The following is a 25,504-nucleotide window of genomic DNA, read 5'->3' as shown; positions in this document are numbered from 1 at the left end:
CGGGCCCGTCAGGTCTTCCGGCGTGACGTCATGGTCCGCTGGATCAGGATGAAGGCGCACAGCAGCACACCCGTGGCGATCTTCGTCCACCAGGAGCTGAGCGTGCCCTCGAACGTGATGACGCTCTTGATCAGGCCCAGCACCAGGACACCGAAGAGCGTGCCCACCACATAGCCGGAACCGCCGGTCAGCAGGGTGCCGCCGATGACCACGGCGGCGATGGCGTCGAGTTCCATGCCTACGGCGTGCAGCGGGTCGCCCGACTGGATGTAGAGCATGAACAGCAGGCCCGCCAGGGCCGAGCAGAAGCCGCTCACCGTGTACACGGCGATCTTCGTGCCGCCCAGCGGAAGGCCCATGAGCAGGGCCGACTGCTCGTTGCCGCCGATGGCGTACACACGGCGTCCGAAGCGGGTGTAGTGGAGCACGTAGGCGGCGACGGCGAGGACGACCAGGGCCACGACGGCGCCGATCGACAGGTCCCCCACGCCCAGTGACACTCGCGTCTGGGCCAGGGTGCCCACCGAAGCGTCGTTGATGGAGATGGACTCCTTGCTGATGACCAGGCACAGCCCGCGGAAGAGGAAGAGCCCGGCGAGGGTGACGATGAAGGGCTGGATCTCGAAGTTGTGGATGACGTAGCCCATCAGGAAGCCGCCGAAGGCGCCGACGGCCAGTGCGAGGGGGACGACCAGGAGCAGCGGCAGTCCCTGACGTTCCACCAGCCACGCCGTGAACATGGTGGTGAAGCCGATCACCGAGCCCACGGACAGGTCGATGCCGCCCGACATGATGACGAAGGTGGCACCGATGGCGGCGACCAGCAGATAGCCGTTGTCGATGAACAGGTTGAGGAACACCTGGGGTTCGCCGAACCCGTAGTTCTGGTACCGGCTGAGGCCACCGACGTACATGGCGATGAACAGGGCGGCCGTGACCAGGACGGGCAGACGCCGGTCGCCGAGCAGTCGCGCGGCACGGGCACGGGAGGCGGTGCTGCCGCGCGGAGGCGCCTTGGGGGTCTGGGTGGTCGCGCTCATCGCGACACCTCCATCTTCGGGGCGGCGTCGGGCGCCGGAGCGGGCTCCACCGGGGCGGCGTCCTGGCGCGGGCCCTTGGGGCCCTTCGCGCCGAAGACCTTGGCCCTGAACTTCGGGGATTGCAGCAGGCAGACGACGATGACGACGGCGGCCTTGAAGACCAGGTTGGTCTGGGTCGGCACGCCGATGGTGTAGATCGTGGTGGTCAGGGTCTGGATGACGAGGGCGCCGACCACCGTGCCGCCGATGGAGAACCGGCCGCCGAGCAGCGAGGTACCGCCGATCACCACGGCGAGGATGGCGTCGAGTTCGATCCACAGGCCGGCGTTGTTGCCGTCGGCGGCCGAGGTGTTGGAGCTGATCATCAGGCCCGCGATGCCCGCGCACAGCGCGCAGAACATGTAGACCATGATCTTGATGCGGGTGGACCTGATGCCGACCAGGCGGCTGGCCTCGGCGTTGCCGCCGACCGATTCGACGAGCAGGCCGAGCGCCGTGCGGCGGGTCAACGCCACGGTGACGGCCACCACCGCGGCCACGACGAAGACGGAGAAGGGCAGGGTCAGCCAGTAGCCGCCGCCGATCAGCTTGTACGGCTCGCTGTTGACGGTGATGATCTGGCCGTCGGTGACCAGCTGGGCGACACCTCGGCCCGCGACCATGATGATGAGGGTCGCGATGATGGGCTGGATCCCCATCCTGGCCACCAGGAAGCCGTTCCACAGCCCGCAGACGACCGCGGCCACCAGCCCGATGCCCATCGCCAGGAACACCGCGGACAAGGTGTTCTGGTCGGCCTGGTCGCTGATGTACGAACAGGTCAGGGCGCCGGTGATGGCGACCACGGCACCGACGGAGAGATCGATGCCGCCGGTGGCGATGACCAGGGTCATGCCGACCGCGACCAGGATCAGCGGTGAGCCGAACAGCACGATGGAGACGAGGCTGCCGTAGAGGTGGCCGTCCGTCATGTTGATCGAGAAGAAGTCGGGCGTGAAGGGGACGTTGACGAGCAGCAGGGCGATCAGGACTGCGACCGGCCAGAACAGGTGGTGATGCGTCAGTGCTCGCCAGCGGGAGGTGGTGGTCACTGGTGTTCTCCGCTCGCGATGGTCTCGAGGATCTTGCTGGTGGTGATCTCCGGCCCGTTGGTCAGCCGCGCCACCAGCCGGCGGTCGCGCAGCACTCCGATGGTGTGGCTGAGCCGGAGCACCTCCTCCAGTTCGGCCGCGATGTAGAGCACCGACATGCCGTCCTCGGAGAGGGACACCACCAGTTTCTGGATCTCCGTCTTGGCGCCGATGTCGATGCCGCGCGTCGGTTCGTCCAGGATCAGCAGCTTGGGCTGGGTGATCAGCCAGCGGGCGAGCAGTACCTTCTGCTGGTTGCCGCCGCTGAGCCGGCCCACGCGGGCCTCCGGGTCTGCGGGGCGGATGTCCAGCGCCCTGATGTACTTGGCGACGAGTTCGTCGCGCTGGGCGGCAGGGATGGGCCGGGTCCAGCCGCGGGCCGCCTGAAGAGCGAGGATGATGTTCTCGCGCACCGTCAGGTCGGGGACCAGGCCCTCGCTCTTGCGGTTCTCCGAGCAGAACGCCACACCGGCCGCGATGGCGTCGTTCGGGGCGCTCATCGAGACCTGCTTGCCGCCGATGGTCACCTTGCCGCTGTCGGGCTGGTCGGCTCCGAACAGCAGCCGGGCGAGTTCGGTGCGGCCCGATCCCAGCAGGCCGGCCAGGCCGAGCACCTCGCCCTTGTTGATCTGCAGGTCGAAGGGGGCGATCCCGCCGGTGCGGCCGAGCCCCTCGGCCTTGACCAGTGCCTCGCCGACGTCGGAGCGCAGCTGGTGCTCGTGCAGTTCCTCGAGCTGGTCCAGGGCCTTGCCGATCATCAGCTCGATCAGCCCGACCTGGTCGAGGTCGCGGACCATGTGTTCGCCGACCAGGGTGCCGTTGCGCAGGACGGTCATCCGGTCGCAGACCTCGTAGATCTGGTCGAGGAAGTGCGACACGAACAGGATCGCGACGCCCTCGTCCCTCAACTGCCGCATCAGGCGGAACAGTTCGAGGACCTCGTCGCGGTCGAGGCTGGAGGTCGGCTCGTCGAGGACCAGCACCTTGGTGCCGAGTCCCGCGCCGTCCCGGGCTCCGGTGCCCACCGACCGTACGATCGCGACCAGTTGCTGCACGGCCAGGGGGTACGAGGACAGCGGCGCGGCGACGTCGATGTCGAGTCCGAGCCGGTCGACCAGCTCCGCCGCCTCCTTGCGCATCCGCTTCCACTGGATGCGGCCGGCGCGGGTGGGTTCGCGTCCGATGAAGATGTTCTCCGCCACCGACAGGTTGGGGCAGAGGTTGACCTCCTGGTAGACCGTGCTGATGCCGGCCTGCTGCGCCTGGAGCGGACTGCCGAACCGTACGGACTCGCCGTCCAGGGTGATGGTGCCGCCGTCCAGGGAGTAGACGCCCGTCAGCACCTTGATGAGGGTGGACTTCCCCGCACCGTTCTCGCCCATCAAGGCGTGGATCTCGCCGGGGAAGAGCCGGAAGTCGACGCCCGACAGAGCCCGTACCCCCGGAAACTCTTTGACTATGCCCGTCATCTCCAGGACGGGCTGCGGCTCTGCCATGGCAGCGCTCCTCGTGAATGGTCCAGGTCCGCGGGGAGCCTCCCGGCCGAGGGATGTCGGCCCGGCCGGAGGCTCCCGCCGGTGGGGACGGTCGGTCAGTACTTGCGGGTGGGGAGCGCGTCCTTGGCCTGGTCCTGCATGAAGTCGCTCTCCTTGGTCTTGATCCAGCGTTCGACCGTCTCGCCGTCCTTGACCTTCTTCACGACCTCCATCAGCTGCGGGCCGAGCAGCGGGTTGCACTCGACGATGGCGTTGATCTTGCCTTCGGACATGGCGACGAAGCCGTCCTTCACGCCGTCGATGGAGACGATGAGGATGTCCTTGCCGGGCTTCTTGCCGGCCGCCTCGATGGACTGGATGGCGCCGATGGCCATGTCGTCGTTGTGCGCGAAGAGCACGTTGATGTCCGGGTTGGACTGGAGGAAGGCCGCCATGACCTGCTTGCCGCCGGCACGGGTGAAGTCACCGGTCTGGCTGACGACGACCTTCCAGTCGTCCGCGTGGTCCGCCTCCATGACCTCCTTGAAGCCCTTGGCGCGCTCGATCGCGGGGGCGGCGCCGGTGGTGCCCTCCAGCTGGGCGATCTTCACGGCGCCCTTGTGGCCCGCCTTCTCCAGGACCTTCTCGAGGATCTTGGCGGCGCGCCGGCCCTCGTCCGTGAAGTCGGAGCCCACCAGGGTCACGTACAGGGAGTCGTCGGAGGTCTCGACGGAGCGGTCGGTGAGGACCACCGGGATCTTCGCGGCCTTGGCCTCCTTGAGCACCGCGTCCCAGCCGGTGACGACCACGGGCGAGAAGGCGATGACGTCGACCTTCTGCGCGATGTAGTTGCGGATCGCGGAGATCTGGTTCTCCTGCTTCTGCTGGGCGTCGGAGAACTTGAGGGTGTAACCCGCCTCCTTCGCGGCCGACTTCACCGAGTCGCTGTTGGCGGTGCGCCAGCCGCTCTCCGAGCCGACCTGGGAGAAGCCGAGGGTGATCGCCTTGCTGCCGCTGCCGCTGCCGGCGGCGGCGGCAGAGGTGCCGTCCTCCTTGGCGCAGGCCGTGAGTCCGGTCGCAGCCGCGACACCGACCGCCGCGGTGAGGAAGTTCCTTCTGCTGAGCATGCTTGATCTCCTTCGTTGAGCCGGCCCGGGGATTGGACTCGGTCGCTGCGGCTTCTGACATTCCGTCGGAATCCGTGGAAGTGATGACGTTCTGAGGACCGACCAACGTTCGAAATTTTGAACATGCGTGGCGCGTGCCGTCAGAGGGTGGTCAGGGCTGGGTGAGGCCGGGAACGGCCGGGTGCAGAGTCGGGAGCCGGCGATGTGCGCGGCGCCGGGGGGCGGATCGGCGGGCAGGGCGGGATCGGGAGGGGCCGGCGAAGTGGTCGTGGTGCCCGCGTCGCCCGGCCGACGCGGGCGATGAGTCTCAGCGGAGGTGCCGTGAGCTCCGGCTCCGGTACGCGAGCCCGAACTCGGCGGCGTCGCAGGAAGTACGGGCGCTCACCTCACCCGGCATCCGCAACAGCGAGTGCCGGCTAATCGTGGGCCGCAACCTGCCAGGGAGGTGCTGCTGTGCGCCGGATGTGCCACGGCCGTACCTCCCTCAAGTGGTCGGTGATGCGGAGGTCATATGAGCGCCCACCGTCCCCCCTGGTCAAGGGGTTACGCGAGAAGCAGGCCATCACGTTTGGGTAACGCGGTGCAGCGGGCGAGGCTGACGGCCTTCCGGTCACCCGACGCGAGAGCGTCTTCTTCGGCAGAGATATTGACGCTCGGCAGGCATAGCCATACCTTTCGATCGCTGCACGAAGTATCGAACCCCGTGCGGCATCCCGGACGGCCGACCACCCGACGGTCCCTCCTCGCACCCCGGTCCGGGTCGGAGCCGCGAAATGAGGGCACCGTTATGACGGCGACAGGCCAGACAGCACCGCGGTCCGTGCGGCCCGTCCCTCCCTGCTACCCACCCATGGGACGGAATCCCGAACGGCGGGCGCCTCGCGCCCGGACCACGGCACGCATGGCTCGGCGGACGGACACATCGACGGTCTCCGCCGCCGGCTGCCCTCGCGAAACGGATTCAGCACACATGAGGCCTGGAAGCCCCAGGAACGCGTGGCTGAGCCCTCCGCATCATCCGGTCCCCCCGCTCGACGGCCTGCCGTCGGGCGGTCCTGACCAGCTCACGCTGACAGGTGTTCGCCGCGGTGGACGAGCGTGATGAGAGGGTCGGGGCCAGGCGTCTCGAGTTCGTCGACCACGGCGACGGCCAGGTCCTCGGCGCTGATCCAGGATCGGCCGTCGGCGCTGATGAGCAAGGTGTCGCTGCCGCGCCGATAGCGGCCGGTCCGTTCGCCGGGTTCGAGCAGAGCCGGTGGACTCAGGTAGACGCAATCGGCATCGGCATGGGACTGGCAGGTTCGCAGCTGAGCGATTCCGGCGGCGGCGACGGCCTTGATCTCGGCGGGCACGTACTCCGGGTTGTCGGCGACCAGCAGATCGCGGTCACCGGGGCTGCGCAATGCGCCGGCGCCGCCGACCACAAGGACGCGGATCCCGAGTCGTGCGGCGATGTCCAGCAGCGTGCGGGTGGCGCCGACCAGGAACTCCTCGTCGACCGGCGTGGTCCGCACGGTCAGTACGACGGCGTCCGCAGCGCGGTGGGAGGCGGAGCCTGCCAGCGCCTCGCGTATGGCGTGTGGGTCGTTCGCGTCGACCGCGACCGGAGTCACGTTCGGCTTCCTCGGGTTCTCACTCGCGGGGTTCCGGGACAGGGCGACCACTTGGTGTCCGCGCGCACCGGCCTCGTTGATCACCCGGCTGCCGACCATCCCGGTGGCGCCCAGTACGGCGATCGTCATGCCTGTCTTCATCGGATCCGTCCTTCTCGTATGTGATCGTCGCGCATCTGGTCTTCTCGGGTTTGGTCTTCTCGGGTTTGGGCTGCTCGGGTTCGGGCTGCTCGGAGTCGGGCTGCTCGGAGTCGGGCTTCTGCCAGCCTGTGGCGCGCCACGCGGGCCGACAGGTTCGGGGCCTTGAGCTGCGCCGCGAGCAGCGCGGCCAGGGCGAGGACGAAGCCAGAGGTCTGCAACAGGGTCAGTGACTCGCCCAGCGCGATGCCGATGGCGGCCGCGACCAGCGGGGACAGCAGCACCAGCGGTGCGGACGCGCCGACCGGCAGCTTTCCGATACCGCGGAACCACAGCGTGGACGCGATCAGCCCACCCACGCTGCCGAGCCACAGGTATCCGCCGGCGGCCCCGGTGTCGATGCGCGGCGGCGCCCCCTCGATCGCGAGGGCGAGCGGGAGCAAGAGCAGGCCGCCCGCGGACAGCTGCCAACCGGTCAGGGTCAGTGGACCGACACCCGGGGGAAGGCGCCACCGCTTGGTGAGGACGATCCCGGCGGCCATGGCGGCCGTACCGCCGAGGCCGGCGACGACCCCGACGGCGTCCAGCCGGGCCTGCGGTCCCAGTACGACGAGTCCGACACCGACCGCGCCGAGCACACCCCAGGCCAGTCGCCAGGCCGTCGGCCGGTCGTGGAGCAGCACGACGGCCAACCCGGCGACCAGAAGCGGCTGGGTGGCACCGAGAGTGGCGGCGACACCGCCGGGGAGTCGCTCGGCCGCCACGAACAAGAGGGGGTACAAGGCACCGATGTTGAGCGCGCCGAGGACGGTGGCCTTCCACCACCAGTCCCCGCGCGGGAGCAGACGGGTGATGGCCAGCGCGAGCAGCCCGCCGGGCAGGGCGCGCAGCATCCCGGCGAACAGCGGATGCCCGGGCGGGAGCAGTTCCGTGGTGACGACGTACGTGGTGCCCCAGGACGCGGGGGCGAGTGCGGTCAGTGCGACGGTGGCCACCTGCTGCGCGTGCGGGATGCGCGGCGAGTCCGGCGCCCGCTCGGTCGAGGTATGCATGTGATGAAGTCTCAGAACCAGCTCGTCATGAGTCCAACACATGCTTGTCATCGCAGTCATGAACCAGAACGATTGCCGCGTGGATCTCCAGCAGATGCGCTACGTCGTCGCCGTGGCCGAAACCCGTAACTTCACCCGCGCCGCCGAGCGCTGCTTCGTGGTGCAGTCCTCGCTCAGTCACCGGATCGCCGGCCTGGAACGGGAACTCGGGGTCAAGCTGTTCGCCCGGTCCAGCCGCCGCGTCGAGCTGACCCCGGCGGGAGCGGCCTTTGTCGCCGGCGCGCGCGAGTGCCTGGCCGCCGCCGACCGCGCGGCTGCCGACGCCGCCGCCGCTGCCGGCGTGGTACGCGGCCGACTCGCCGTCGGCGTGATCGTGACGACAGCTGCCGTCGACGTTCCGGAGCTGTTGCAGCGGTACCGGGCCCAGCACCCGGCCGTCCGCGTCGCCCTCCGTTCCGGACGCAGCGATGAACTGGCGGCGGCGGTCCGGAACGGCGACCTGGACATCGCCTTCCTCGGCATGCCGGAGAGCGAACGGCCTTCCGGTGTGGAGTGCGTTGATCTCGCTCACGACGAGCACGTGCTGGTGGTGCCCGCCGGGCACCGGCTGGCGGGGGTTTCCCGGGTCACGCTGCGGGAGATCGCCGAAGAGACGTTCGTGGACTTCGTCAGCGGTACGCCCGCCCGGGCTCAGTCCGATCAGGCGTTCGCCGCCGCGGGCCTGGTCCGCGATGTGGCGTACGAAGCCGGCGTCGTGGAGCTGATCACCCGGCTGATCGCCCGCGGCCTCGGCATCGCGCTGCTGCCGTCGGCGTTCATCCGGCCGCGGGCCACGGACGACCCCGAACTGGCGCTGGTCCCTGTGGTCGACGGACCGCATCGCGTCGAGTACCTGGCGTGGAGCCGCTTCAACCCCAGCCCCGCCACCCGAGCGATGCTCGACATCCTCGGGGTCGGGCCACCGTCAACAGCGGCCTGAGCCGCAACGGGCTCATCCAGCGGTTCATCACGGGCGGTATCAACTTCCTTACAGTGTCGGCATGTTCGAGACGATTCGTTGGCGCTGTTACGCGCGTGTGGCCAGCCGCCGCAGTGCCGAGCGAGTGGTCGGCCGCATCGGAGAGCTGTTGGCGCACACCGTCGAGCTCGAAGGTTACGAGCGGTACTGGAAGATCCCGGAGCTGGCCGAGCTGCGGTTCGTCTCCCCTCTGGGGTGTTCTGCCCCGCAGGACGCGCTCCTGGTCACCCTTCAGGGGGCATGGAGGGTCGCGACACCGTGGAGCGTCAGCAACCTGGAAGCGGGGGCCCATCATGAGTTCGAGGGTGTCGCCTCGTCCAGCGTCGGAGCCCGTTTCCGTGTCGCCGGCGTCGAGTGGATGGAGTTCACCGTCACTGACCGCGACCAGAACCCGCTTGCCGACGGGTTGAGCTGACTTCCACGCTAGGCGAGCGCGGCCGTTCCTCCCTCCAGTCGCACTCGCAGGTGTGAGGGACGCCCTGCGTCCATGTGCACGGTGTTCGTGGCCATGGCGGTGCGGCGGGCCGCTGCCTCCGGTTCGCCGGTGTTGGTGTTGACGTCGAAGCGGGGGAAGTTGCTGGAGGAGACGTCGAGCCGGATGCGGTGGCCGGCGGCGAACCTGTTCGCCGTGTCGGGGGCGGTGACCTCGATCTCGTACACCTCGCCCGGAGTGAGCAACTCGGGCCTCTCATAGGAGCGGTGGAAGCGGCAGCGGACGATGCCGTCGGTGAGGTTCATGGCGAAGCCGTGCGGATAGTCGGCGTTGGGCGGATGGACGTCGATCAGCTTGACCGTGAAGTCGGTGTCCGGGGCCGTCGTCGAGATGTAGAGCGTTGCCGACACCGGGCCGGCCAGCACCACGTCCCGCTCGAGCGGCGGGGTGCTCAGGCTGATCACGTCCGGGCGGGAGTACAGCGGAAGGTAGGGCTCGCGCGCCCCGTACACCCGGGCGTCCGGGGCGTTCTGGTCGTACGCCCCGCCCGTCATCACCGGTTCGCCCGAGGTGACTTGGCCGCCCATGGTGGGGACCGGCCGGCGCGGGTCGAAGTCGTAGGTCACCGACGCGGCGGCCACGGTGGGCGGGGCGGTGGTGAGGGCGCCGTCGGAGGTGAGGTACAAGGCGACGGGGGTCGTCGACGCCGGCGGCCACTGGGTGTCGGTGCGCCATGCGCCGCCGTGCCGCATCCGCCCTGCCGCGTCCCGCCGGCCGTCGCCGCCCCCCATCAGGAAGTACTGGACGGCTGGGAGATCTCCTTTCCCCGCGTGCCCGTTCCCCGCGTGCCCGTTCCCCGCGTGCCCGCTCCCCGCATGTCCGTCCCTGGCATGCCCGTGCTCCGGATTCGCCCCGTCGCCCTCGTCCTCCCGGCCCAGCGCACGGTCGAACCAGCGGCGGCGGAACTCCAGGTACGACGGGGCGAGGTTGCCGTCCAGGGTCGCCCGCGGACCGAAGTCCACGTCTCCGGCGTACGTCTCGCAGCGGTGCCCGTGCGTCCACGGGCCCATGACCAGGTAGGAGGGTGCCGACTTCAGCTTCCGCAGGGCGGTGAAGTTCTCGATGGTGGAGCGGACGTAGGGGTCGTACCAGCTGCCCATGTGCAGGCTCGGCGCGTCCGGGAAGCGCTCGTAGAAGCCTCGCCCGTAGATCGCCGGGTTGCGGTAGTAGTCCCCGAAGGTGTCCTGCCGCCACTGCTCCAGCAGGAAGTCCTCGTACGCCGACAGGTGCCGCAGCGGCGTGCAGCCCGGCCGCCACGGCATCGCGCCGAACCAGCCCGTCAGGTCCACGCGCCGCAGTTCCTCGGCCAGGACCGGATCCGCCGCGGCCTCCGGGCTCTGCACCGCATGCCGCAGTGCCCAGGTCACCTGCTTCAGCTCGAAGGCGCCGCCCATCCGCATCCCCGCGTCGTACGCGGAGGAGAAGCCGCCCGAGTCCTGGAACATGGCCGCCGGCCCCGTCGTCCCTTCGGCGGCTGCGGCTGCCTGGACGTGGGCGGAGTACGACACCCCCGTCATCACGACCCGGCCGTCACACCACGGCTGGTTCCTGAGCCAGGCGATCGTGTCCGCCCCGTCCGGGCCTTCGCCGAGGTACTTCACGAACGTCCCCTCGGAGTCGCCGCGTCCCCGGCAGTCCTGCCGTACGACGTGGTAGCGGGCTTCGGTGAAGTGCCGGGCGATGTCCTCGGGCCGCGGGACCGGCGCGTCGCTGCGGTCCTGGTCCGAACCGCGCTGCGCGCGCCGACCGTACGGGGTGCGTTCGAGGAGCACGGGAAGCGCGGTCGCCTCCGGCTCGGGTGACGCGGAGTACAGGTCGGCGGCGAGACGGATTCCGTCCCGCATGGGGATGCGCAGGGTACGGCGCCACAGGGCACCGCCCTGGAGGGGTTCGGGCCCCTGGAGGGGTTCGGGCCGGGCGTGGGAGGTGTCGTACGAGGTCACTCCCGTGACGCTAAGCAACAGCCAGGATCATGGCGATCACTTGACGTCATCAGGTCAACTGTTCCGCCGGACGGTGACGGGGCCGGAAACGGGACCTACTGTCGGCGCAACCCGAGAGCACCCCGCGTGCCATCACGACGGATCGTGATCCCGCCCGGCTCTGGGCCCCGTTTCGCACCGCTCGCGGCGCAGCCGCGCCATGCCCTCGTTCTCCCATCCCCACCCCATCCCCCTCCCCCGCCCTCTCCCCGCCCTCACAGGAGGCCGCCATGAGCACACCCGACAGCCGCACCGAGGAGGTGCAGGCCACCGAGCCCGGCGAGGGGGGCCGTGGCTCCCGGCTCCTCGACCTGGTCGAGCGCGCGGGCAACGCACTGCCGCATCCGTTCTGGCTGTTCTGGCTCCTGTGCGGGGTCGTCGCCCTCTTCAGCTGGGCGCTGAACGCCTCCGGCGTGCAGGTCGAGGACCCCTCCTCGGGGGACCTGGTCGGCGTACGCAGCGCCCTGTCGGCGGACGCCGTACGGGACCTGATCACCGGCGCCGAGGAGTCCTTCGTGACCTTCGGCCCCCTCGGCGTCGTACTGATGGTGATGCTCGGCGTCGCGGTCGCCGAGCGGTCGGGACTCTTCGAAGCGCTCGCCCGCCGCATGCTGTCGGGGCTGTCCCCGCGCACGGTCGTCCTGGGCGTGGCCCTGGGCGGCGTGCTGGGCAAGTTCCTGTCCGACTCCGCGTACGTGGTCCTCATCCCGCTCGGGGCCGTGGCCTTTCGCGCCGTGGGCCGCTCTCCCATGCTCGGCATGATCGTCGCGTTCGTGTCCATCAACGCCGCGGGCGACGCCAACCCGCTGATCGCGCCCGGTGACGCGCTGTTCGCCTCCGTGGCCACCGAGGCCGCGCAGCTCGTCGACAAGGGCGTGGTGGTGCGCGCGACGGACAACATGTACTTCACCACCGTCTCGGCGTTCGTGCTGGCCGGGACCATCGCCCTGGTCGTGGACAAGATCCTCGCCAAGCGCGAGCACCACCTGGTCCCCGACGCGGACCTGGAAGCCGCCGCGGCAGGGCAGGTGGCGGCCGCCGGGGTCGACGACGCCACCGAGCTGCGGGCCCTGAAGCTGACCGGCCTCGCCGTGCTCGGCTACGCCACGCTGATCGTGCTCGCGATGCTGCCCGACTCGTCACCGCTGCGCGGCGAGGGAGGCGCGATCGTGGAGTCGACCTTCATGAACGCCATCGCCGTCTTCCTCACCGTCTTCTTCCTGCTCGTCGGCGCCGTGTACGGGCGGCTCACCGGGCGGATCAGGGGGAGCCGCGCGATACCGGAGTTCATGGCGGACGGAGTGCGCTCCATCGCGCCGCTGCTGGTGCTCTTCTTCGCCGTGTCGCAGTTCCTCGCCCTGTTCAAGTGGACCAACATCGCCACGGTCGTCGCGGTCGAAGGCGCGGACTTCCTCCAGGGCCTGGGCGCGCCCACGCTGGTGCTGTTCACCCTGTTGATCGTCGCGGTCGCGCTGATGAACCTCCTCATCACCTCCGGCTCCGCCCTGTGGACCCTGGTGGCCCCGGCCCTGGTGCCGATGCTGATGCTGCTCGGCACCAACCCGGCCACCACCATGGCGCTCTACCGCATCGCCGACTCCTGCACGAACTCCGTCACCCCGATGAGCACCTCGTTCATGCTCTGTGTCGGCTACCTCCAGACCCTGCGCCGCAAGGCCGGCATCGGCACCCTGGTCTCCTTCACCCTGCCCCTCGCCATGACCATGTTGGTGGTCTGGGTGCTGCTGTTCTTCGCCTGGTACCTGCTGGGCATCCCGCTCGGTCCGGGCGCACCCGTGCGGTGAGCCCCGGCCGTACGCTGACAGCGTGAGCATCGTCCTCGACCTCGGAGGGCTTGGCCCCGCGGACCTCGCGGCCGGGCCCTCCGCGCTGTCGGAACTGATGGCGAGCCTGCATGTGCTCGCCGAACCCGAGCACCATCCCGAAGCCGCCGGCTGGGCGGCCCGCGCCGCCGCGGCGGGCCCCGGACTGCGCGACGAGTTGTCCGTGTTCGCTCCGCTGTGGGCCCGCTTCCGCTGCCGCCTGTTCTTTCCCCGTGCGCTGCCGCTCGCGGCGAGCCTGGACGAGGAGCTGGCGGCGGTCGCGGCTCTGCCGGCCGAGGACTTCCTCGAGCTGGTGGCGCCCGGGGTCCTCGGCACCACCGCGCAGTCCGTGCCGCCGGTCCGCGAGTTGCGCGCGGGCACCGCAGCCGCGGAGGACTACGCCCGCCGCTGCCTGCGCCGCTCCTACGCCCGCGGTGAGCTGGCGCGACAGCTGGTGGCGGCACCGCTGGAGCTGCGGGACCGGCTGCTGGCGGTGCTGCGGGCCGCCGACACCGCGTTCTTCGCCGAGGACTGGCGCACCCTGCGTGCGCCCCTGGAGGACCACGCTCGGGAGATACGTCGCCGGCTGATGGTCCGCTCGCCCGCTGATGTGCTCACCGAGCTGCTGCCGACCGCGGCCCGGGTCGGGCCGGGGGAACGGGTCCGGCTGGACAAGCTCCAGACCGACGAGGTGAAGGTGGCACCGCGCCCCCTCGTTCTCGTCCCGTCCGCCCGGGTGTGGCCGCATCTGACGGTCAAGCACGAGTACCCGTCGTGCGTGGTGGTGCAGTACGCGGTGCGCGGCACCACCCCGGCCGAACAGCTGACCCTGCGGGACCTGCACCACCGGCTGATGGCGCTGACCTCGCCCGCCCGGATGGAACTGTGCCGCCATCTGCTGGGCGAGCCCATCACCACCTCGGAGCTCGCCGCCCGACTCGGCTCCAGCGAGCCACAGGTCTCCCGCGCCCTGCGGACCCTGCGCGACGCGGGCCTGGTGCGCTCCACCCGGGACGGCAAACTGGTGCGGCACCGGCTCGCCACGGACGTCATCCAGCGGCTGGGCCACGATGTCCTGGCAACCGTGGCACGGTGAACCATCGGGAGGCGCGGGCCGCGGGACCCCCCTCCCCCCGGCTGGGTCTCGGAAGATTCCGCCGGCGACGAGGTCCGAGTCGCCTGAAGTGGCAGGAGCGGCCGGCGATGAGTTCTTGCGGGCTGCCGGGTCAGTACTGACATGACCGCAACGAACACACCGCCCGTCGTCTCCCGCCAGGAGTGGCTGGCCGCGATCGACACCCTGCGCACCCGGGAGAAGGCGCACACCCGGGAGGGCGACGCGATCGCCGCCGCCCGGCGCCGCCTTCCCATGACCGAGGTGGATCCCTCGACCCCGCTCGTCGGAGGCGAGGGACCCGTCCCCTTGGCCGACGTTTTCGAGGGCCGCACCCAGCTGTTCGTGTCGTATCACATGTGGCACGACGGCCGCCCCGCCGCCGAGCAGTGTGAGGGCTGCACCTTCTTCACCGGCCAGGTCCGCGAACTGTCCTACCTGCACCAGCGTGACGTCACTTTCGCTGTCTTCTGCCAGGGGCCCTACGAGGAGTCGGACCGCTACCGCCGATTCATGGGCTGGGAGCTGCCCTGGTACTCCGTACCCCCCGAGTCCCACGAACGGCTCGTCGCTGGCCGCCACTTCGGGATGAAGGCGTGCTACCTCCGCGACGGGGACCGTGTCTACGAGACGTACTGGACCACCGGCCGCGGCGTCGAACCCATGGCGCCGTCGTACGGCATCCTGGACATGACCGTCCACGGGCGGCAGGAGACCTGGGAGGACTGTCCGCCGGGCTGGCCGCAGCCGTACGGGACCCGCGGTGAGCAGTTCCGCGAGAACGGGCGGCCGACCGCGCAATGGGCACGGATCGCCGCCGGGCACGACGACGGACTCGTCGGCGGCCTCGTCGACGGGCAGGCCGGCGCGGGCAGTTCGGGCTGCTGCTCTTAGGGCCTGAGGGCCGCAGCCGAGCCGGGGCCCAAAGCCTCCCGCCGCCCGGAGTGGGCGAGTTCGGCCCACTACTCTCGCGATGACCCTCCGTAGCAGGTGGCGATCGCGGCGGCGCGCTCGCGCAGGGAGTCGCGCAACCACTGCGGCGCGAGGGCCTCCGCGTTCGTGGCGAGGTGCCACAGTGCCCATTCGGCGTGTCTCGGATCTTGGAAGGTCACTTCCAGCCGCAGCCGGCCGTCCGCGTCGGTTTCCTCGGAGCGGACGGCCGCGGTGCCCACCAGATCGTGCCGCCTCGCCGGGTCCACCCGTACCAGCACGGTGACTTGGTCGCCGCCGGTCCGGAACCGCGTGCTGCGTTCCTGCCAGGCCCGGCCCAGATCGACCCGGTCCGGCCGCTGTGCCGGTTCGGCGAGTTCCTCGGCGGCCAGGATGCGGGACAGCCGGTACGTGCGGTCCGCGCCGGACCTGGTGGCCAGCAAGTAGCCCTGGTCGCGCACGGTGACCAGGCCGATCGGGTCCACCGTGCGCCACTTCGGGGTCTGGTCCGCGGCCGCGTAGTGGATGCGCAGCTTGTGTCCGGCGAACACCGCGCGCCGGACCTCGGTCACTACCGCGTCGGGCACCTCCTCGGCGACCACCCGTCGCGCGAGGAGGTCGGTCTCCGGGTCGATGAGCACTCGCTGCGCCGCGCCGGCCGCGGTGGCCCGATGGCTCTCGGGGAGCGCGTCGACCACCTTGAGCATGGCCGAGGCGAGCGCCGGGCCGAGGCCGAACGCCTGCGCGCCGCGCCGTGATCCGGCGACCAGCAGGGCGAGTGCCTCGTCGTGGTTCAGTCCGGTGAGCTCGGTCCGGAAGCCGGGCAGCAACTCGAAACCGCCGTGCCGACCGCGTTCGGCGTAGACCGGGACGCCGGCCGCGGACAGTGCCTCGATGTCGCGCAGCACGGTGCGGGTGGACACCTCCAGCTCGCGGGCCAGCGCGGCCGCGGACAGCCGACCGTGCTGCCGGAGCAGCAGCACCAGCGAGACCAACCGGTCGGCGCGCATACGAAAACACTACTGGAATACATGACACGCGATGTCGTAATTCGTTGGGAGGCTTACCAGCGCCACGAACACCCGCCGCACACGAGAGGTGATCCGCGTGCCCCACTCCCTTGTCAATCCGGACGGCTTACACGACCCGGTCCCGTTCGGCTACAGCCACACCGCCACCGTCCCCGCGGGTACGGAACTGGTGCTCATCTCGGGGCAGTACGGATCGGGCCCGGACGGCACGGTCGTCTCCTCCGACTTCTCCGAGCAGGTGGCGCAGACGTTCCGCAACATCGGCGTCGCTCTTGCCGCCCATGGGCTCGACCTCAGCCATGTCGTCCAGCTGAGGACGTATGTGGTGAACCATGACGTCGGCAAACTGGGGCCCATCGCCGGGGCCGTGCGGGAGAGTTGGGGCGACAAGCCGCCCACGCAGACCCTCATCGGTGTCGCGAGCCTGGCAACGCCCGACGTGCTGTTCGAGGTCGAGGCGCTCGCCGTCCGCCCCTGACGCGCCGCTCCGCCCGCATCCGGGTCTGCGGGGCGGAGCAGGTCAGGTCCCTCGGGATGTCGTCGAGGCTCCGCGTCAGGACGAGCCGAGGACGCAGAACTCGTGGCCCTCCGGGTCGGCCAGGCACCTCCACGGGACGTCGCCCTGGCCGAGGTCGAGGTCGGTGGCGCCGAGGGCCCGCAGCCGTGCCACCTCCGCGTCCTGATCGTCACCGGGGTACGGCAGCAGGTCGATGTGAACGCGGTCCGGCACGGTCTTCCCGCCGGGCGCGCGGAAGAACTCGAGATACGGGCCGACGTCCTTGGCGGAGCGCAGCACCGCGCGCTCGTCAGTCACCTCGTGCAGGTTCCAGTCCGTCGCCTCGCCCCAGAACCGGGCCATCGCCCGCGGGTCCGTGCAGTCGACCACGACCCGGGCGATCGGCCCGGTGTCCCGGTAGATCTCGCGGGGCTCCAGCACGCAGAACTCGTTGCCCTCCGGGTCGGCGAGGACCGTCCACGGCACATCGCCCTGGCCCACCTGGGCGGGCGTGGCACCGAGGGCCTGGAGGCGCGCGACCAACTCCGCGTGATGGGCCGCAGAGGTCGTGGCGAGATCGACGTGCACGCGGTTCTTCGTCGCCGTCTTGGGTTCGGGGACGGCGACGACGTCGACGCAGACGGCGACCGGGTCCGGCCAGACGAAGCCGCCACCGGGTTCGACGTTGGTCACCCCGGGTCCCTCGCTGGAGACACCCCAGCCGAGCGCCTCCGCCCAGAACCGGCCCACCGCCGAGTCGTCAAGGGCCTTTATGTTCACCTGAACTGGTCGCAATGCCATGCCGGTGATCCTATGCACCCGCTCCCCAGGAGACCTGACGCAGTGTGATGTCGGTCCCGGCGCGAGGATGCGATCCGGAAACGATTCGAAACATTCGAGTATCGGAAGATGTGCCTCCGCACGGCACGGGCAGCGAGACCCGGACCGACGCGACTCAACCTCCCTACAACTACCGCCTGAACTGCGAAATTCGACCGCCGGCGAACCACTCCCGTCCGCGAATCATTCGAAACTCTCACCGAAAGCATTGACAGTTGACAGGGGCAGGCCAACACTCCGATGGCACGACCTCCCCATCGACCAACCCCACGAGGACGAGGAGGAAGCACCCCCATGAAGAAGTCATCAGGCCGCTTACGGCTGCTCGTCAGGAGTGCCTGCACCCTGTTCCTGCTGGCGGCGGCGACCATCGCCCTGCCGGGCACCGCCCACGCCGACACGGTCGTCACCTCGAACCGGACCGGCACCGACAACGGCTACTTCTACTCGTTCTGGACCGACGCACCGGGCACGGTCTCCATGACCCTGTCCGCGGGCGGCCGTTACAGCACCTCATGGCGGAACACCGGCAACTTCGTCGCGGGCAAGGGCTGGAGCACCGGAGCCCGCCGCAGCGTGTCCTACTCCGGCACGTTCAACCCGTCCGGCAACGCCTACCTGACGCTCTACGGCTGGACGGCGAACCCGCTGGTCGAGTACTACATCGTCGACAACTGGGGCACGTACCGGCCCACGGGTCAGTACAAGGGCACCGTCACCAGCGACGGCGGTACGTACGACATCTACAAGACCACGCGGTACAACGCCCCGTCCGTCGAGGGCGTACGGACCTTCGACCAGTACTGGAGCGTCCGGCAGACCAAGAGGACGGGCGGCACCATCACGACCGGCAACCACTTCGACGCCTGGGCCCGGGCCGGCATGCGCATGGGCAACTTCAAGTACTACATGATCATGGCGACCGAGGGTTACCAGAGCAGCGGCAACTCCAACATCACCGTGCACACGGGACCGTGACGATGAGGACCAGGGCACGCGCACTGCTCACGACGCTGGCCGTCCTCGCGACGGCCGCGACCGCCACCCTCACCACCGCCACCCCGTCCCAGGCCGCCGCATGCAACGGATACGTCGGACTCACCTTCGACGACGGCCCGTCCGGCAGCACGACCGGACTGCTCAACGCACTGCGCCAGAACGGGCTACGGGCCACGATGTTCAACCAGGGCCAGAACGCAGCCGCCAACCCGTCCCTGGTACGGGCCCAGGTGGCCGCCGGCATGTGGATCGGCAACCACAGCTACACCCACCCGCACCTGACCCGCCTGAACCAGGCACAGATCGACTCCGAGATCTCCCGGACCCAGCAGGCCATCGTGAACGCGGGAGGCGGCACACCGAAACTGTTCCGCCCGCCGTACGGCGAGACCAACGCGACGGTCAGGTCGGTCGCGGCCCGCCACGGCCTCGCCGAGATCATCTGGCACGTCGACTCACAGGACTGGAACGGCGCGAGCACCGACGCGATCGTCCAGGCCGCCGGCCGCCTCACCAACGGCCAGGTCATCCTCATGCACGACTGGTCCGCCAACACCCGCGCAGCGATCCCCCGCATCGCCCAGGGGCTGGCGGCCCGGGGCCTGTGCGCGGGGATGATCTCCCCCCAGACGGGGCGTGCGGTGGCTCCCGGCTGAGCAAGGGAGCACGGGGACGCCCCAGGGAACACCCGCACGGCAGCGCGCACTTCCGGCGCGGCGGCGACAAGTGCCGTCGCGCCGGTCCGTGTTCTGGGGCACGGGGCGGGGACGCGAGTAGGCCGTCGTACTCGAGTACGCGTGCTCATGACGGCCCGCCAGGCCCGAGTGACCATGGCGGTATGAGGAATCGGGGAATGCTTTCGGCCGGGGCCGCGCTCGTCCTCGGGGTGCCTGTCGCCGCCTGGGGGCTGATGGGGCAGCAGAACTACGACGGGTTGCCGGCGAGTGAGCTGGACTACGCCTATCAGCCGTGGGACATCGGGGACGGTGTGGCCGCCGGTGCCGGTGGGTTCGCGCTGGTGCTGGCGGGGGTCGGTGCCGGGGTGCTCGTGCGGGGTGCGCGGCGTGGGGCGATAGACCGGCGCTGGTGGGGGGTGCTCGGGCCGCTGATGGTCGTCGGGCTCATGGCCGGTGTGGGCTGGCGGATCCTGACCGCGGGGGGCGTCGGGGCCAACATCGGTGCCGGGCTGCTGATCATCTTCGGTACGCCGGTCGCCGCCGGGCTGGTTCTGTGGGCCCTGGGGCGCGGCGTGTGGCTGGCGACGCGGCGGCACGGGGACGACGGCGGGACCGGGGGCCGGCGCCTGGGCGGTTTGGCCTCCGGCGGGGCGTGACGGGCGGCGGCTCGCTTCCGCGTGGCCGAAACCCCACGGTGGTCCGGGGACGGGGTCGGACAACGTCCGTAGGGGAGTGTGGAGTTCACCTAGGTTGGTGGACCGGTCCCCCTTCCCCCACCCCCAGGAGGCCCTGCCGTGCTCGACGACAGCCTGCGTGACCGCATCGACACGTCCAAGCCGCACTCGGCCCGCTTCTGGAACTACTTCGTCGGCGGCAAGGACAACTACGAGGTCGACCGCGAGATCGGCGACCAGATCAAGTCGATCTTCCCGGGCCTGGTCGACGTGGCGGTCACGAGCCGTCGGTTCCTGGGACGGGCCGTGCGGTATCTGGCCGTCGAGCAGGGGGTGCGGCAGTTCCTGGACGTCGGTACCGGGCTGCCGACCGCCGACAACACGCACGAGGTCGCCCAGCGCGTAGCACCGGACTCCCGGATCGTGTACGTCGACAACGACCCCATCGTGCTGGCGCACGCCAACGCCCTGCTCACCAGCACACCCGAGGGCAGGACCGCCTATCTGGACGCCGACCTGTACGACCCGGAGGCGGTCCTGGAGGCCGCCGCGGGCACGCTCGACCTGTCCCGGCCGGTCGGCCTGATGATCCTCAACACGCTGGGGCACGTCGCCGACTACGAGCGGGCGCGTGAGCTGGTGCGGCGGCTGATGGCGGGGTTGCCGGCCGGCAGCCACCTGGTGATCAGCGACAGCACCGCGACGAGCGAGGGCATGATCGCCGCGTCGGAGGCCTACAACGCGAGCGGGGCCGTGCCGTATTACGTCCGTGAGGTCGCCGAGATCGCCGGGTTCTTCGACGGGCTGGAGCTGGTGGAGCCAGGAGTCGTACGGGTGCCCGAGTGGCGGCCGGAGCCTGCCGAGGGAGCGGCCGGTGAGGACGCCGCCGGTGTAGACGCGTACTGCGGAGTGGGCCGCAAGGCGTAACCGGGCCCGTGGTCGGTGCCGCGCCGTCGTGGCAGGTCGCGCCCCCGTGAAGCCCCCACGCGATAATCAGGACATGTCCGCACCAGCCCCCGCCCCCGAGCCGGTCCGGCGGCTCATCGGTGATCTGCTCGCGGTGGGTGAGGCGTACGCCCTCGTCCTCGCGGGCGGGCACGCGGTGCTGGCCCACGGGCTGGTGCAGCGGGCCGGACCGGACGTGGACGTCGCCACCGAGCACCCCGCCGGGATGGACGGCATCGCCGACACCGTCCGGACGGGGCTCGTGGCGCGCGGCTGGCTCGTGCGGACGCTGGAGAGCGATCCGCTGTCCGCCCAGTTCCTCGTCACCGACGCGGCGACGGGTGAGGAGTACGAGGTCGGCCTCCACAAGGAGGTGCTGTGGCGCCCGCCCGTACTGACCGGGCTCGGACCGGCCCTCTCCCTCGACGACCTCGTCGGCACCCGCGTGCGGGACCTGGCCGACCGTGGCCTCGCCCGCGACCTGGTCGACGTATACGCCGCCTCGGCCCGCTGGAGCCACCCCGAACTGGAGGAACTGGGCCGCCGCCACGCCTCCGAGCCCTTCGACCTCACCGACCTCCAGGCCCGGCTGACCGGCATGGACTGGCTCGACGACAGCGCGTTCACCGCCCACGGCCTCGACGTCCCGGGCGTCGCCGGACTCCGCCGCTGGGCCCAGGAGTGGGCCGACGACATCGCGGAACGGCTCATCGAGGGCGGGGCCCCGGACGAGAGCGCCCAGGACGAGAGCGCCCAGGACGAGGAGTGACACCCTTCGTGACCTCCCCGCGGACCTTCCCGCGGACCTTCCCTCAGAAGCTCACTCTCCCGGCACCGGTGCCGCCGTCCGCCGCTCCCGCCTCCCCGCCGCCATCAGTGCCAGCGTCACCCCGGCCGACAGCGTCGCCATGACCGTCATCGCACCGGCCGGAGACGTCAGTTGGGCCACCGAACCCGCCAGTGCCGCGGCCACGCCCTGCATCGTGAGCATGCCGGCCGAGTGGAGCCCCAGGGCGTGGCCCGTGAGCGCGTCGGGCGTCAGGACCACCAGGCGCTCCTGCTGGACGAGGCTCGCGCCGAAGCCGACCGAGGCCAGCGTGACCGCGGCCACGGCGAGCGGGAGGGGCGGGCGGAGCAGGAAGGGCACGTACGGGACGGCCAGGAGCAGCAGGAGCGGGAAGCCCAGGCGGGGGCGCAGCCGCGGTGGGACCAGGCGGCCCACCAGCACGTCCCCGGCCAGCATGCCGAGTGCCGCGAAGGCGAACAGGGTGCCGGCGGAGTCGGGGGCGTAGGAGACGTAGAGCGACTCGCAGCCCACGACCAGGCCGTTGGGGATCCACAGGGCCAGATAGACCCGGCGGCGGGGTGCGGACGACCAGAGCAGGGCGTTGGCGCGCCAGGTCGCCGACACCGAGGGGCGGCCCGTCGCGCGGGGTTGGCGGCTGGTCAGGCCGAGACGGACGACCGCGGCCGCGAGGACGTAGAGGGCGGCGGCCACCAGCAGGGAGATCCGTGGGGAGAGCAGGGCCACGAGGGCGCCGCCGGTCGCGTATCCGGCGATCTGCATGAGGCCGCTCATCATGTTGAAGACCGAGCGGCCCAGCAGGTAGCCGTCCTTGGAGAGGATCTCGTTCAGCAGGCCCCAGCGCACGCCTCCGCCCACCGACTTCGCCAGCCCCATGGCCAGGACGATCGCGAAGAGGGACCAGATCGGCAGGCCGGGCAGGGCCAGGGCCGCCGTGCCCGCCGCGAAGAGCAGGGGCAGGGCCGTCAGGGCCGCGCGCGGGGGCAGCCGGTCGGCCGCCGAGAGCAGGAACATCGCGCCCACCATCTGCACCAGCGACGAGCCGGACATGCTCAGCGCCGAGAGCAGCGGCGACTCGGTCGCCCGGTACACCAGGGTGCCCAGCGCCAGTCCGCCCATCGTCTGGGCGACCGTCTGCGCCGACGCGGCCAGGAAGAACGGGGTGAACTCGGGTGTGCGGAACAGTTCGCGGTAGCTGCGCATGCGGGGAGTCTCCGGCGGCCCGGATCGCGTGGTTATTGTTTCGCGCGGGTGCGAAACATCGGGGGGTGCGCATGGGCTGGTGGCAGATCAACGCCGACACCCTGGCCGGGAGCCGGTTCGTGATCTCCCCGCTGGCGGAGACCTTCGCCTGCCTCCAGCTGCTGCACCGGGGCACACCCGCGCACCCGGGCGAACGGGCCTGGCTCCGCGACCACCGGCCCGGCTACCGGGCCCGGCTGGCCGCCGACCCCGTGACCGCGCTGCTCGTCCGCGCCGGGCTGGGCCGGTCCTGGATCGCCGACTTCCTCACGCCCGCCCCGAGAGACCGGGAGACCTTCGAGGAAGAGGTGGCACGGGTGCGCGCGGCCCACCCCGACGAGGCCCACGCCCATCTGCGGATCTCCCTCGCCGGCCCGCTTCCCCCCGCCCTGGACCGGGACGACCTCCCCGAGCGCGCGGCCGGCCTGCTGACGTACGTCTGGACCGAGACCGTACGGCCGGACTGGGACCGGCGCCGGCGGGTGCTGGAGGCGGACGTGGTCGCCCGCACCGCGCAGGTGAGCCGGGGCGGCTGGGCTGCGGCGCTGGACGCGCTGCGACCGGGCCGGACCCGGTGGCTGGGCGACAACCGGCTCCAGGTGAATCTGCACGAGTACCCGCCCCGCGAGATCTCCGGCGCCGAGCTCCTGTTCGTGCCGGTCACCCCGAAGACCGGCTGGGTGTCCTGGGAGGAGCCCGACCGGTACGCGGTGATCTACGCGTGCGCGGGCGTGCTCGCCGACTCCGGGGGCCGGACCGTGCCCGCGAGCCTCGGCGCGCTGCTCGGGGCCGCACGGGCCGGTGTGCTCGTCCTTCTCGACTCCCCGCTGAGCACCAGCCAGTTGGTCGCCGTGACCGGGCAGGGGCTCGGCTCGGTCGGCCGGCATCTGAGGGTGCTGCTGGACGCCGGGCTGGTCGAGCGGCGGCGGGCGGGCCGGTCGGTGCTGTACTCGCGCACCGCGGCGGGGCAGGTCCTGGTGGAGGCCGGGACGGGTCGGCCCGACACCCGCCGGAGTTAGCATCCGCTCATGACGACTGACAACGGTTCCTCTCCCCTCGACGTCGAGATCGCCGCCCTCCAGGGCGGTTCCGCCGACCTGTCCCAGTACGCGGGCAAGGTGGTGCTCGTGGTGAACGTGGCCTCCAAGTGCGGCCTGACCCCGCAGTACAACGGACTGGAGAAGCTCCACGAGCGGTACGCCGAGCGCGGCTTCACCGTCCTCGGCGTGCCCTGCAACCAGTTCCTCGGGCAGGAGCCCGGCAGCGCCGAGGAGATCGCCGACTTCTGTTCGGCGACCTACGGCGTGACCTTCCCGATGACCGAGAAGGTGGAGGTCAACGGCGAGAACCGGCATCCGCTGTACGACCGCCTGACCGGCTTCGCCGACGCCGAGGGGCACAGCGGGGACATCCGCTGGAACTTCGAGAAGTTCCTGATCGGCCGGGACGGCACGGTCGTCGCCCGCTTCTCCCCGCAGACCGAGCCCGAGTCGGACGAGGTCGTGGCGGCGATCGAGGCGCAGCTGGCCTGACTCCCGCCCCGGTTGACCTTGCCCCTGGGGCAGGGCCGAGCGTCTTCGTCACCGGGCGGAAGAGCCGCCCGGTGACGGAGGATGCCGTGGTGGACGTACCGGACCGTGACCTGCTCACCATCGGGTCGTTCGCCGCGCGCGCCCGGCTGTCGGCCAAGGCTTTGCGGCTGTACGACCGGCTGGGGCTGCTGTCCCCGGCGTACGTCGACGAGGCCACCGGCTACCGCTACTACCGCGCAGGCCAGGTCGAACGGGCCCGGCTCGTGGCGATGCTGCGGCAGCTGGACATGCCGCTGGCCCGGATCGCCGAGGTGGTCGCGGCGGCCGACGGGCCGACGGCGGCGGAGCTGCTCGGCGCGTACTGGGCGGACGTCGAGGCGCGGGTGGCGGGGCAGCGGACGCTCGCCGAGTACCTCCGTGGACGACTGTCGGGGAGGAGCTCCGAGATGTACCGGAAGTTCACGGTCGAGACGGTGGACGTGCCCGAGCAGGTGGTGATCACCGAGAAGCGGCACACGCTGGCGGACGAGCTGCCGACGTGGATCGGGGCGGCGCTGGGCCGGCTGGAGGAGGCGGCCCGGGAGTGCGGGGGCATGACCGGGGTGCCGTACGTCGCCTATCACGCCGAGGTGTCGATGGAGAGCGACGGCCCCGCGGAGGCGTGCGTGCCGGTCGCCGACGAGGCGGCGGCACGGGCCTGGGCGGAACGGCACGGGCGGGCGTGGGAGACGGCGGTACGGGTGGAGCCGGCCCGGCGGCTGGCCTGCACCCGGATCACCAAGGCGCAGGTGGCGCACCCGCAGATCCTGGCCGCGTTCGAGGCGGTGGAGGAGTGGATGGCGGCTCGGGGACTGGCCCCGGCCGGTCCGTGCCGGGAGCTGTACTTCGCGGACTGGGAGGCGGCGGGAGCCGACGACCCGGTGTGTGATGTGGCGTTCCCGGTGAGCTGATCGCCCTCAGGGGCAACGCGGGCACAAGCGGAGCCCTCTCGGCAAGGACGGCGAGGCTGGTCGAGAGGGCTCTGTCGGTGGTGCTTGTGCTGTTGTCGAGCGGTGGCTCAGGCCTTGACCGAGGCCACGAAGGCGTTCCACGCGTCGGCGGGGAACGCCAGCTTGGGGCCCTCGGGGACCTTGGTGTCCCCGAGTTCCAGGGCCTCTTCGACGGTCGACCTGACCATCACACAGGCGCCGTTGTTGTTGGTGTAGGACGACGTCGTCCACGTTTCCGTGGCGCCCAGACGAATTGCCATGTTCGCTCCGTAGCAGTTGCGTTTACGCCAACCCGTGCTGGTGGTTGGCGTGATCGACGCTACTCGCCAACATCCTCGT

General features: G+C 70.7%; 25 protein-coding genes. 14 read left to right on the top strand and 11 right to left on the bottom strand.

What is annotated here, in order from left to right:
• Positions 1-8: 8 nt before the first annotated feature.
• The 6 genes from yjfF to QC385_RS05415 all read right to left on the bottom strand — a co-directional run bounded on the left by yjfF (position 9) and on the right by QC385_RS05415 (position 7,575).
• Positions 9-1,040, bottom strand: coding sequence for a galactofuranose ABC transporter, permease protein YjfF (yjfF, locus tag QC385_RS05440; RefSeq protein ID WP_279540115.1), 1,032 nt, complete (start codon positions 1,038-1,040; stop codon positions 9-11).
• Entirely contained in the window at positions 1,037-2,131 is a 1,095-nt protein-coding gene (locus tag QC385_RS05435; RefSeq protein WP_279540114.1) for an ABC transporter permease, read from the bottom strand. Before QC385_RS05435 ends, yjfF begins: the two co-directional genes overlap by 4 nt.
• Complete coding sequence (locus tag QC385_RS05430; protein ID WP_279540113.1) at positions 2,128-3,666, bottom strand: sugar ABC transporter ATP-binding protein; 1,539 nt, start codon at positions 3,664-3,666, stop codon at positions 2,128-2,130. The genes QC385_RS05435 and QC385_RS05430 overlap by 4 nt, the downstream gene beginning before the upstream one ends.
• Before the next feature lie 95 nt (positions 3,667-3,761).
• Complete coding sequence (locus QC385_RS05425) at positions 3,762-4,772, bottom strand: ABC transporter substrate-binding protein (protein WP_279540112.1); 1,011 nt, start codon at positions 4,770-4,772, stop codon at positions 3,762-3,764.
• 1,064 nt (positions 4,773-5,836) lie between these two features.
• The gene (locus tag QC385_RS05420) at positions 5,837-6,526 is read right to left on the bottom strand and encodes an NAD(P)-dependent oxidoreductase (protein WP_279540111.1); all 690 of its coding nucleotides are present in this window, start codon (positions 6,524-6,526) and stop codon (positions 5,837-5,839) included.
• Positions 6,523-7,575: an EamA family transporter gene (locus QC385_RS05415; protein ID WP_279540110.1), complete on the bottom strand. Its 1,053-nt coding sequence runs from the start codon at positions 7,573-7,575 to the stop codon at positions 6,523-6,525. The genes QC385_RS05420 and QC385_RS05415 overlap by 4 nt, the downstream gene beginning before the upstream one ends.
• A gap of 79 nt (positions 7,576-7,654) precedes the next feature.
• Here QC385_RS05415 and QC385_RS05410 point away from each other — a divergent pair, with 79 nt between their 5' ends.
• Entirely contained in the window at positions 7,655-8,554 is a 900-nt protein-coding gene (locus QC385_RS05410; protein ID WP_279540358.1) for a LysR family transcriptional regulator, read from the top strand.
• A gap of 61 nt (positions 8,555-8,615) precedes the next feature.
• The gene (locus tag QC385_RS05405) at positions 8,616-9,008 is read left to right on the top strand and encodes a hypothetical protein (protein WP_279540109.1); all 393 of its coding nucleotides are present in this window, start codon (positions 8,616-8,618) and stop codon (positions 9,006-9,008) included.
• Positions 9,009-9,016: 8 nt separating this feature from the next.
• Here QC385_RS05405 and QC385_RS05400 read toward each other — a convergent pair whose 3' ends face one another.
• A complete protein-coding gene (locus QC385_RS05400) occupies positions 9,017-11,029 on the bottom strand; it encodes a CocE/NonD family hydrolase (protein ID WP_279540108.1) in 2,013 nt (670 codons plus the stop codon).
• Positions 11,030-11,298: 269 nt separating this feature from the next.
• Between QC385_RS05400 and QC385_RS05395 the strand changes: the two genes are divergently transcribed.
• From QC385_RS05395 to QC385_RS05385, 3 genes are all read left to right on the top strand, one after another.
• The gene (locus QC385_RS05395; protein WP_279540107.1) at positions 11,299-12,873 is read left to right on the top strand and encodes an AbgT family transporter; all 1,575 of its coding nucleotides are present in this window, start codon (positions 11,299-11,301) and stop codon (positions 12,871-12,873) included.
• A 22-nt stretch (positions 12,874-12,895) separates the two neighbouring features.
• On the top strand, positions 12,896-13,987 hold the full coding sequence (locus tag QC385_RS05390) for an ArsR/SmtB family transcription factor (protein WP_279540106.1): 1,092 nt from the start codon (positions 12,896-12,898) through the stop codon (positions 13,985-13,987).
• Between the two features lie 141 nt (positions 13,988-14,128).
• Positions 14,129-14,899: a DUF899 domain-containing protein gene (locus tag QC385_RS05385; protein ID WP_279540105.1), complete on the top strand. Its 771-nt coding sequence runs from the start codon at positions 14,129-14,131 to the stop codon at positions 14,897-14,899.
• Between the two features lie 68 nt (positions 14,900-14,967).
• Here the strand turns inward: QC385_RS05385 and QC385_RS05380 are convergent, their stop codons facing one another.
• On the bottom strand, positions 14,968-15,945 hold the full coding sequence (locus tag QC385_RS05380; RefSeq protein WP_279540104.1) for a helix-turn-helix transcriptional regulator: 978 nt from the start codon (positions 15,943-15,945) through the stop codon (positions 14,968-14,970).
• A 97-nt stretch (positions 15,946-16,042) separates the two neighbouring features.
• Between QC385_RS05380 and QC385_RS05375 the strand changes: the two genes are divergently transcribed.
• Entirely contained in the window at positions 16,043-16,444 is a 402-nt protein-coding gene (locus tag QC385_RS05375) for a RidA family protein (RefSeq protein ID WP_279540103.1), read from the top strand.
• Between the two features lie 75 nt (positions 16,445-16,519).
• Here the strand turns inward: QC385_RS05375 and QC385_RS05370 are convergent, their stop codons facing one another.
• On the bottom strand, positions 16,520-17,263 hold the full coding sequence (locus QC385_RS05370; RefSeq protein WP_279540102.1) for a VOC family protein: 744 nt from the start codon (positions 17,261-17,263) through the stop codon (positions 16,520-16,522).
• A 333-nt stretch (positions 17,264-17,596) separates the two neighbouring features.
• On the opposite strand from QC385_RS05370, the gene QC385_RS05365 reads away from it, so the two are divergent.
• From QC385_RS05365 to QC385_RS05345, 5 genes are all read left to right on the top strand, one after another.
• Entirely contained in the window at positions 17,597-18,280 is a 684-nt protein-coding gene (locus QC385_RS05365) for a glycoside hydrolase family 11 protein (RefSeq protein ID WP_279540101.1), read from the top strand.
• A gap of 2 nt (positions 18,281-18,282) precedes the next feature.
• Complete coding sequence (locus QC385_RS05360; RefSeq protein ID WP_279540100.1) at positions 18,283-18,957, top strand: polysaccharide deacetylase family protein; 675 nt, start codon at positions 18,283-18,285, stop codon at positions 18,955-18,957.
• Positions 18,958-19,154: 197 nt separating this feature from the next.
• Complete coding sequence (locus QC385_RS05355) at positions 19,155-19,634, top strand: hypothetical protein (protein WP_279540099.1); 480 nt, start codon at positions 19,155-19,157, stop codon at positions 19,632-19,634.
• A gap of 138 nt (positions 19,635-19,772) precedes the next feature.
• Positions 19,773-20,579, top strand: coding sequence for an SAM-dependent methyltransferase (locus tag QC385_RS05350; RefSeq protein WP_279540098.1), 807 nt, complete (start codon positions 19,773-19,775; stop codon positions 20,577-20,579).
• A 73-nt stretch (positions 20,580-20,652) separates the two neighbouring features.
• A complete protein-coding gene (locus tag QC385_RS05345; RefSeq protein ID WP_279540097.1) occupies positions 20,653-21,366 on the top strand; it encodes a hypothetical protein in 714 nt (237 codons plus the stop codon).
• 51 nt (positions 21,367-21,417) lie between these two features.
• Here QC385_RS05345 and QC385_RS05340 read toward each other — a convergent pair whose 3' ends face one another.
• Entirely contained in the window at positions 21,418-22,605 is a 1,188-nt protein-coding gene (locus QC385_RS05340) for an MFS transporter (RefSeq protein WP_279540096.1), read from the bottom strand.
• A 71-nt stretch (positions 22,606-22,676) separates the two neighbouring features.
• On the opposite strand from QC385_RS05340, the gene QC385_RS05335 reads away from it, so the two are divergent.
• The 3 genes from QC385_RS05335 (at position 22,677) to QC385_RS05325 (ending at position 25,126) form a co-directional block, all read left to right on the top strand.
• Complete coding sequence (locus QC385_RS05335; RefSeq protein WP_279540095.1) at positions 22,677-23,663, top strand: ArsR/SmtB family transcription factor; 987 nt, start codon at positions 22,677-22,679, stop codon at positions 23,661-23,663.
• 9 nt (positions 23,664-23,672) lie between these two features.
• The gene (locus tag QC385_RS05330) at positions 23,673-24,176 is read left to right on the top strand and encodes a glutathione peroxidase (protein ID WP_279540094.1); all 504 of its coding nucleotides are present in this window, start codon (positions 23,673-23,675) and stop codon (positions 24,174-24,176) included.
• A gap of 71 nt (positions 24,177-24,247) precedes the next feature.
• Entirely contained in the window at positions 24,248-25,126 is an 879-nt protein-coding gene (locus QC385_RS05325) for a MerR family transcriptional regulator (protein WP_279540093.1), read from the top strand.
• Positions 25,127-25,233: 107 nt separating this feature from the next.
• On the opposite strand, the gene QC385_RS05320 is transcribed toward QC385_RS05325, so the two are convergent.
• Positions 25,234-25,425 carry a DUF397 domain-containing protein gene (locus QC385_RS05320; protein WP_114253634.1) on the bottom strand — a complete coding sequence of 64 codons (192 nt, stop codon included), beginning with the start codon at positions 25,423-25,425 and terminating at the stop codon, positions 25,234-25,236.
• Between the last annotated feature and the right edge of the window lie 79 nt (positions 25,426-25,504).

Source organism: Streptomyces sp. DH10, from assembly GCF_029813805.1.
Lineage (GTDB): Bacteria > Actinomycetota > Actinomycetes > Streptomycetales > Streptomycetaceae > Streptomyces > Streptomyces coeruleofuscus.
Note: the sequence above shows the minus strand (reverse complement) of the source record. Positions and strands in the feature narration are given on the sequence as shown.

Excerpts from the sequence above, each read along its gene's own strand:
- QC385_RS05340 (WP_279540096.1), bottom strand. The coding sequence starts at position 22,605 with ATGCGCAGCTACCGCGAACTGTTCCGCACACCCGAGTTCACCCCGTTC.
- QC385_RS05380 (WP_279540104.1), bottom strand. The coding sequence starts at position 15,945 with ATGCGCGCCGACCGGTTGGTCTCGCTGGTGCTGCTGCTCCGGCAGCAC.
- QC385_RS05360 (WP_279540100.1), top strand. The coding sequence starts at position 18,283 with ATGAGGACCAGGGCACGCGCACTGCTCACGACGCTGGCCGTCCTCGCG.
- yjfF (WP_279540115.1), bottom strand. The coding sequence starts at position 1,040 with ATGAGCGCGACCACCCAGACCCCCAAGGCGCCTCCGCGCGGCAGCACC.
- QC385_RS05385 (WP_279540105.1), top strand. The coding sequence starts at position 14,129 with ATGACCGCAACGAACACACCGCCCGTCGTCTCCCGCCAGGAGTGGCTG.
- QC385_RS05365 (WP_279540101.1), top strand. The coding sequence starts at position 17,597 with ATGAAGAAGTCATCAGGCCGCTTACGGCTGCTCGTCAGGAGTGCCTGC.
- QC385_RS05355 (WP_279540099.1), top strand. The coding sequence starts at position 19,155 with ATGCTTTCGGCCGGGGCCGCGCTCGTCCTCGGGGTGCCTGTCGCCGCC.
- QC385_RS05430 (WP_279540113.1), bottom strand. The coding sequence starts at position 3,666 with ATGGCAGAGCCGCAGCCCGTCCTGGAGATGACGGGCATAGTCAAAGAG.
- QC385_RS05320 (WP_114253634.1), bottom strand. The coding sequence starts at position 25,425 with ATGGCAATTCGTCTGGGCGCCACGGAAACGTGGACGACGTCGTCCTAC.
- QC385_RS05330 (WP_279540094.1), top strand. The coding sequence starts at position 23,673 with ATGACGACTGACAACGGTTCCTCTCCCCTCGACGTCGAGATCGCCGCC.
- QC385_RS05395 (WP_279540107.1), top strand. The coding sequence starts at position 11,299 with ATGAGCACACCCGACAGCCGCACCGAGGAGGTGCAGGCCACCGAGCCC.
- QC385_RS05405 (WP_279540109.1), top strand. The coding sequence starts at position 8,616 with ATGTTCGAGACGATTCGTTGGCGCTGTTACGCGCGTGTGGCCAGCCGC.
- QC385_RS05370 (WP_279540102.1), bottom strand. The coding sequence starts at position 17,263 with ATGGCATTGCGACCAGTTCAGGTGAACATAAAGGCCCTTGACGACTCG.
- QC385_RS05345 (WP_279540097.1), top strand. The coding sequence starts at position 20,653 with ATGTCCGCACCAGCCCCCGCCCCCGAGCCGGTCCGGCGGCTCATCGGT.
- QC385_RS05425 (WP_279540112.1), bottom strand. The coding sequence starts at position 4,772 with ATGCTCAGCAGAAGGAACTTCCTCACCGCGGCGGTCGGTGTCGCGGCT.
- QC385_RS05415 (WP_279540110.1), bottom strand. The coding sequence starts at position 7,575 with ATGCATACCTCGACCGAGCGGGCGCCGGACTCGCCGCGCATCCCGCAC.
- QC385_RS05420 (WP_279540111.1), bottom strand. The coding sequence starts at position 6,526 with ATGAAGACAGGCATGACGATCGCCGTACTGGGCGCCACCGGGATGGTC.
- QC385_RS05335 (WP_279540095.1), top strand. The coding sequence starts at position 22,677 with ATGGGCTGGTGGCAGATCAACGCCGACACCCTGGCCGGGAGCCGGTTC.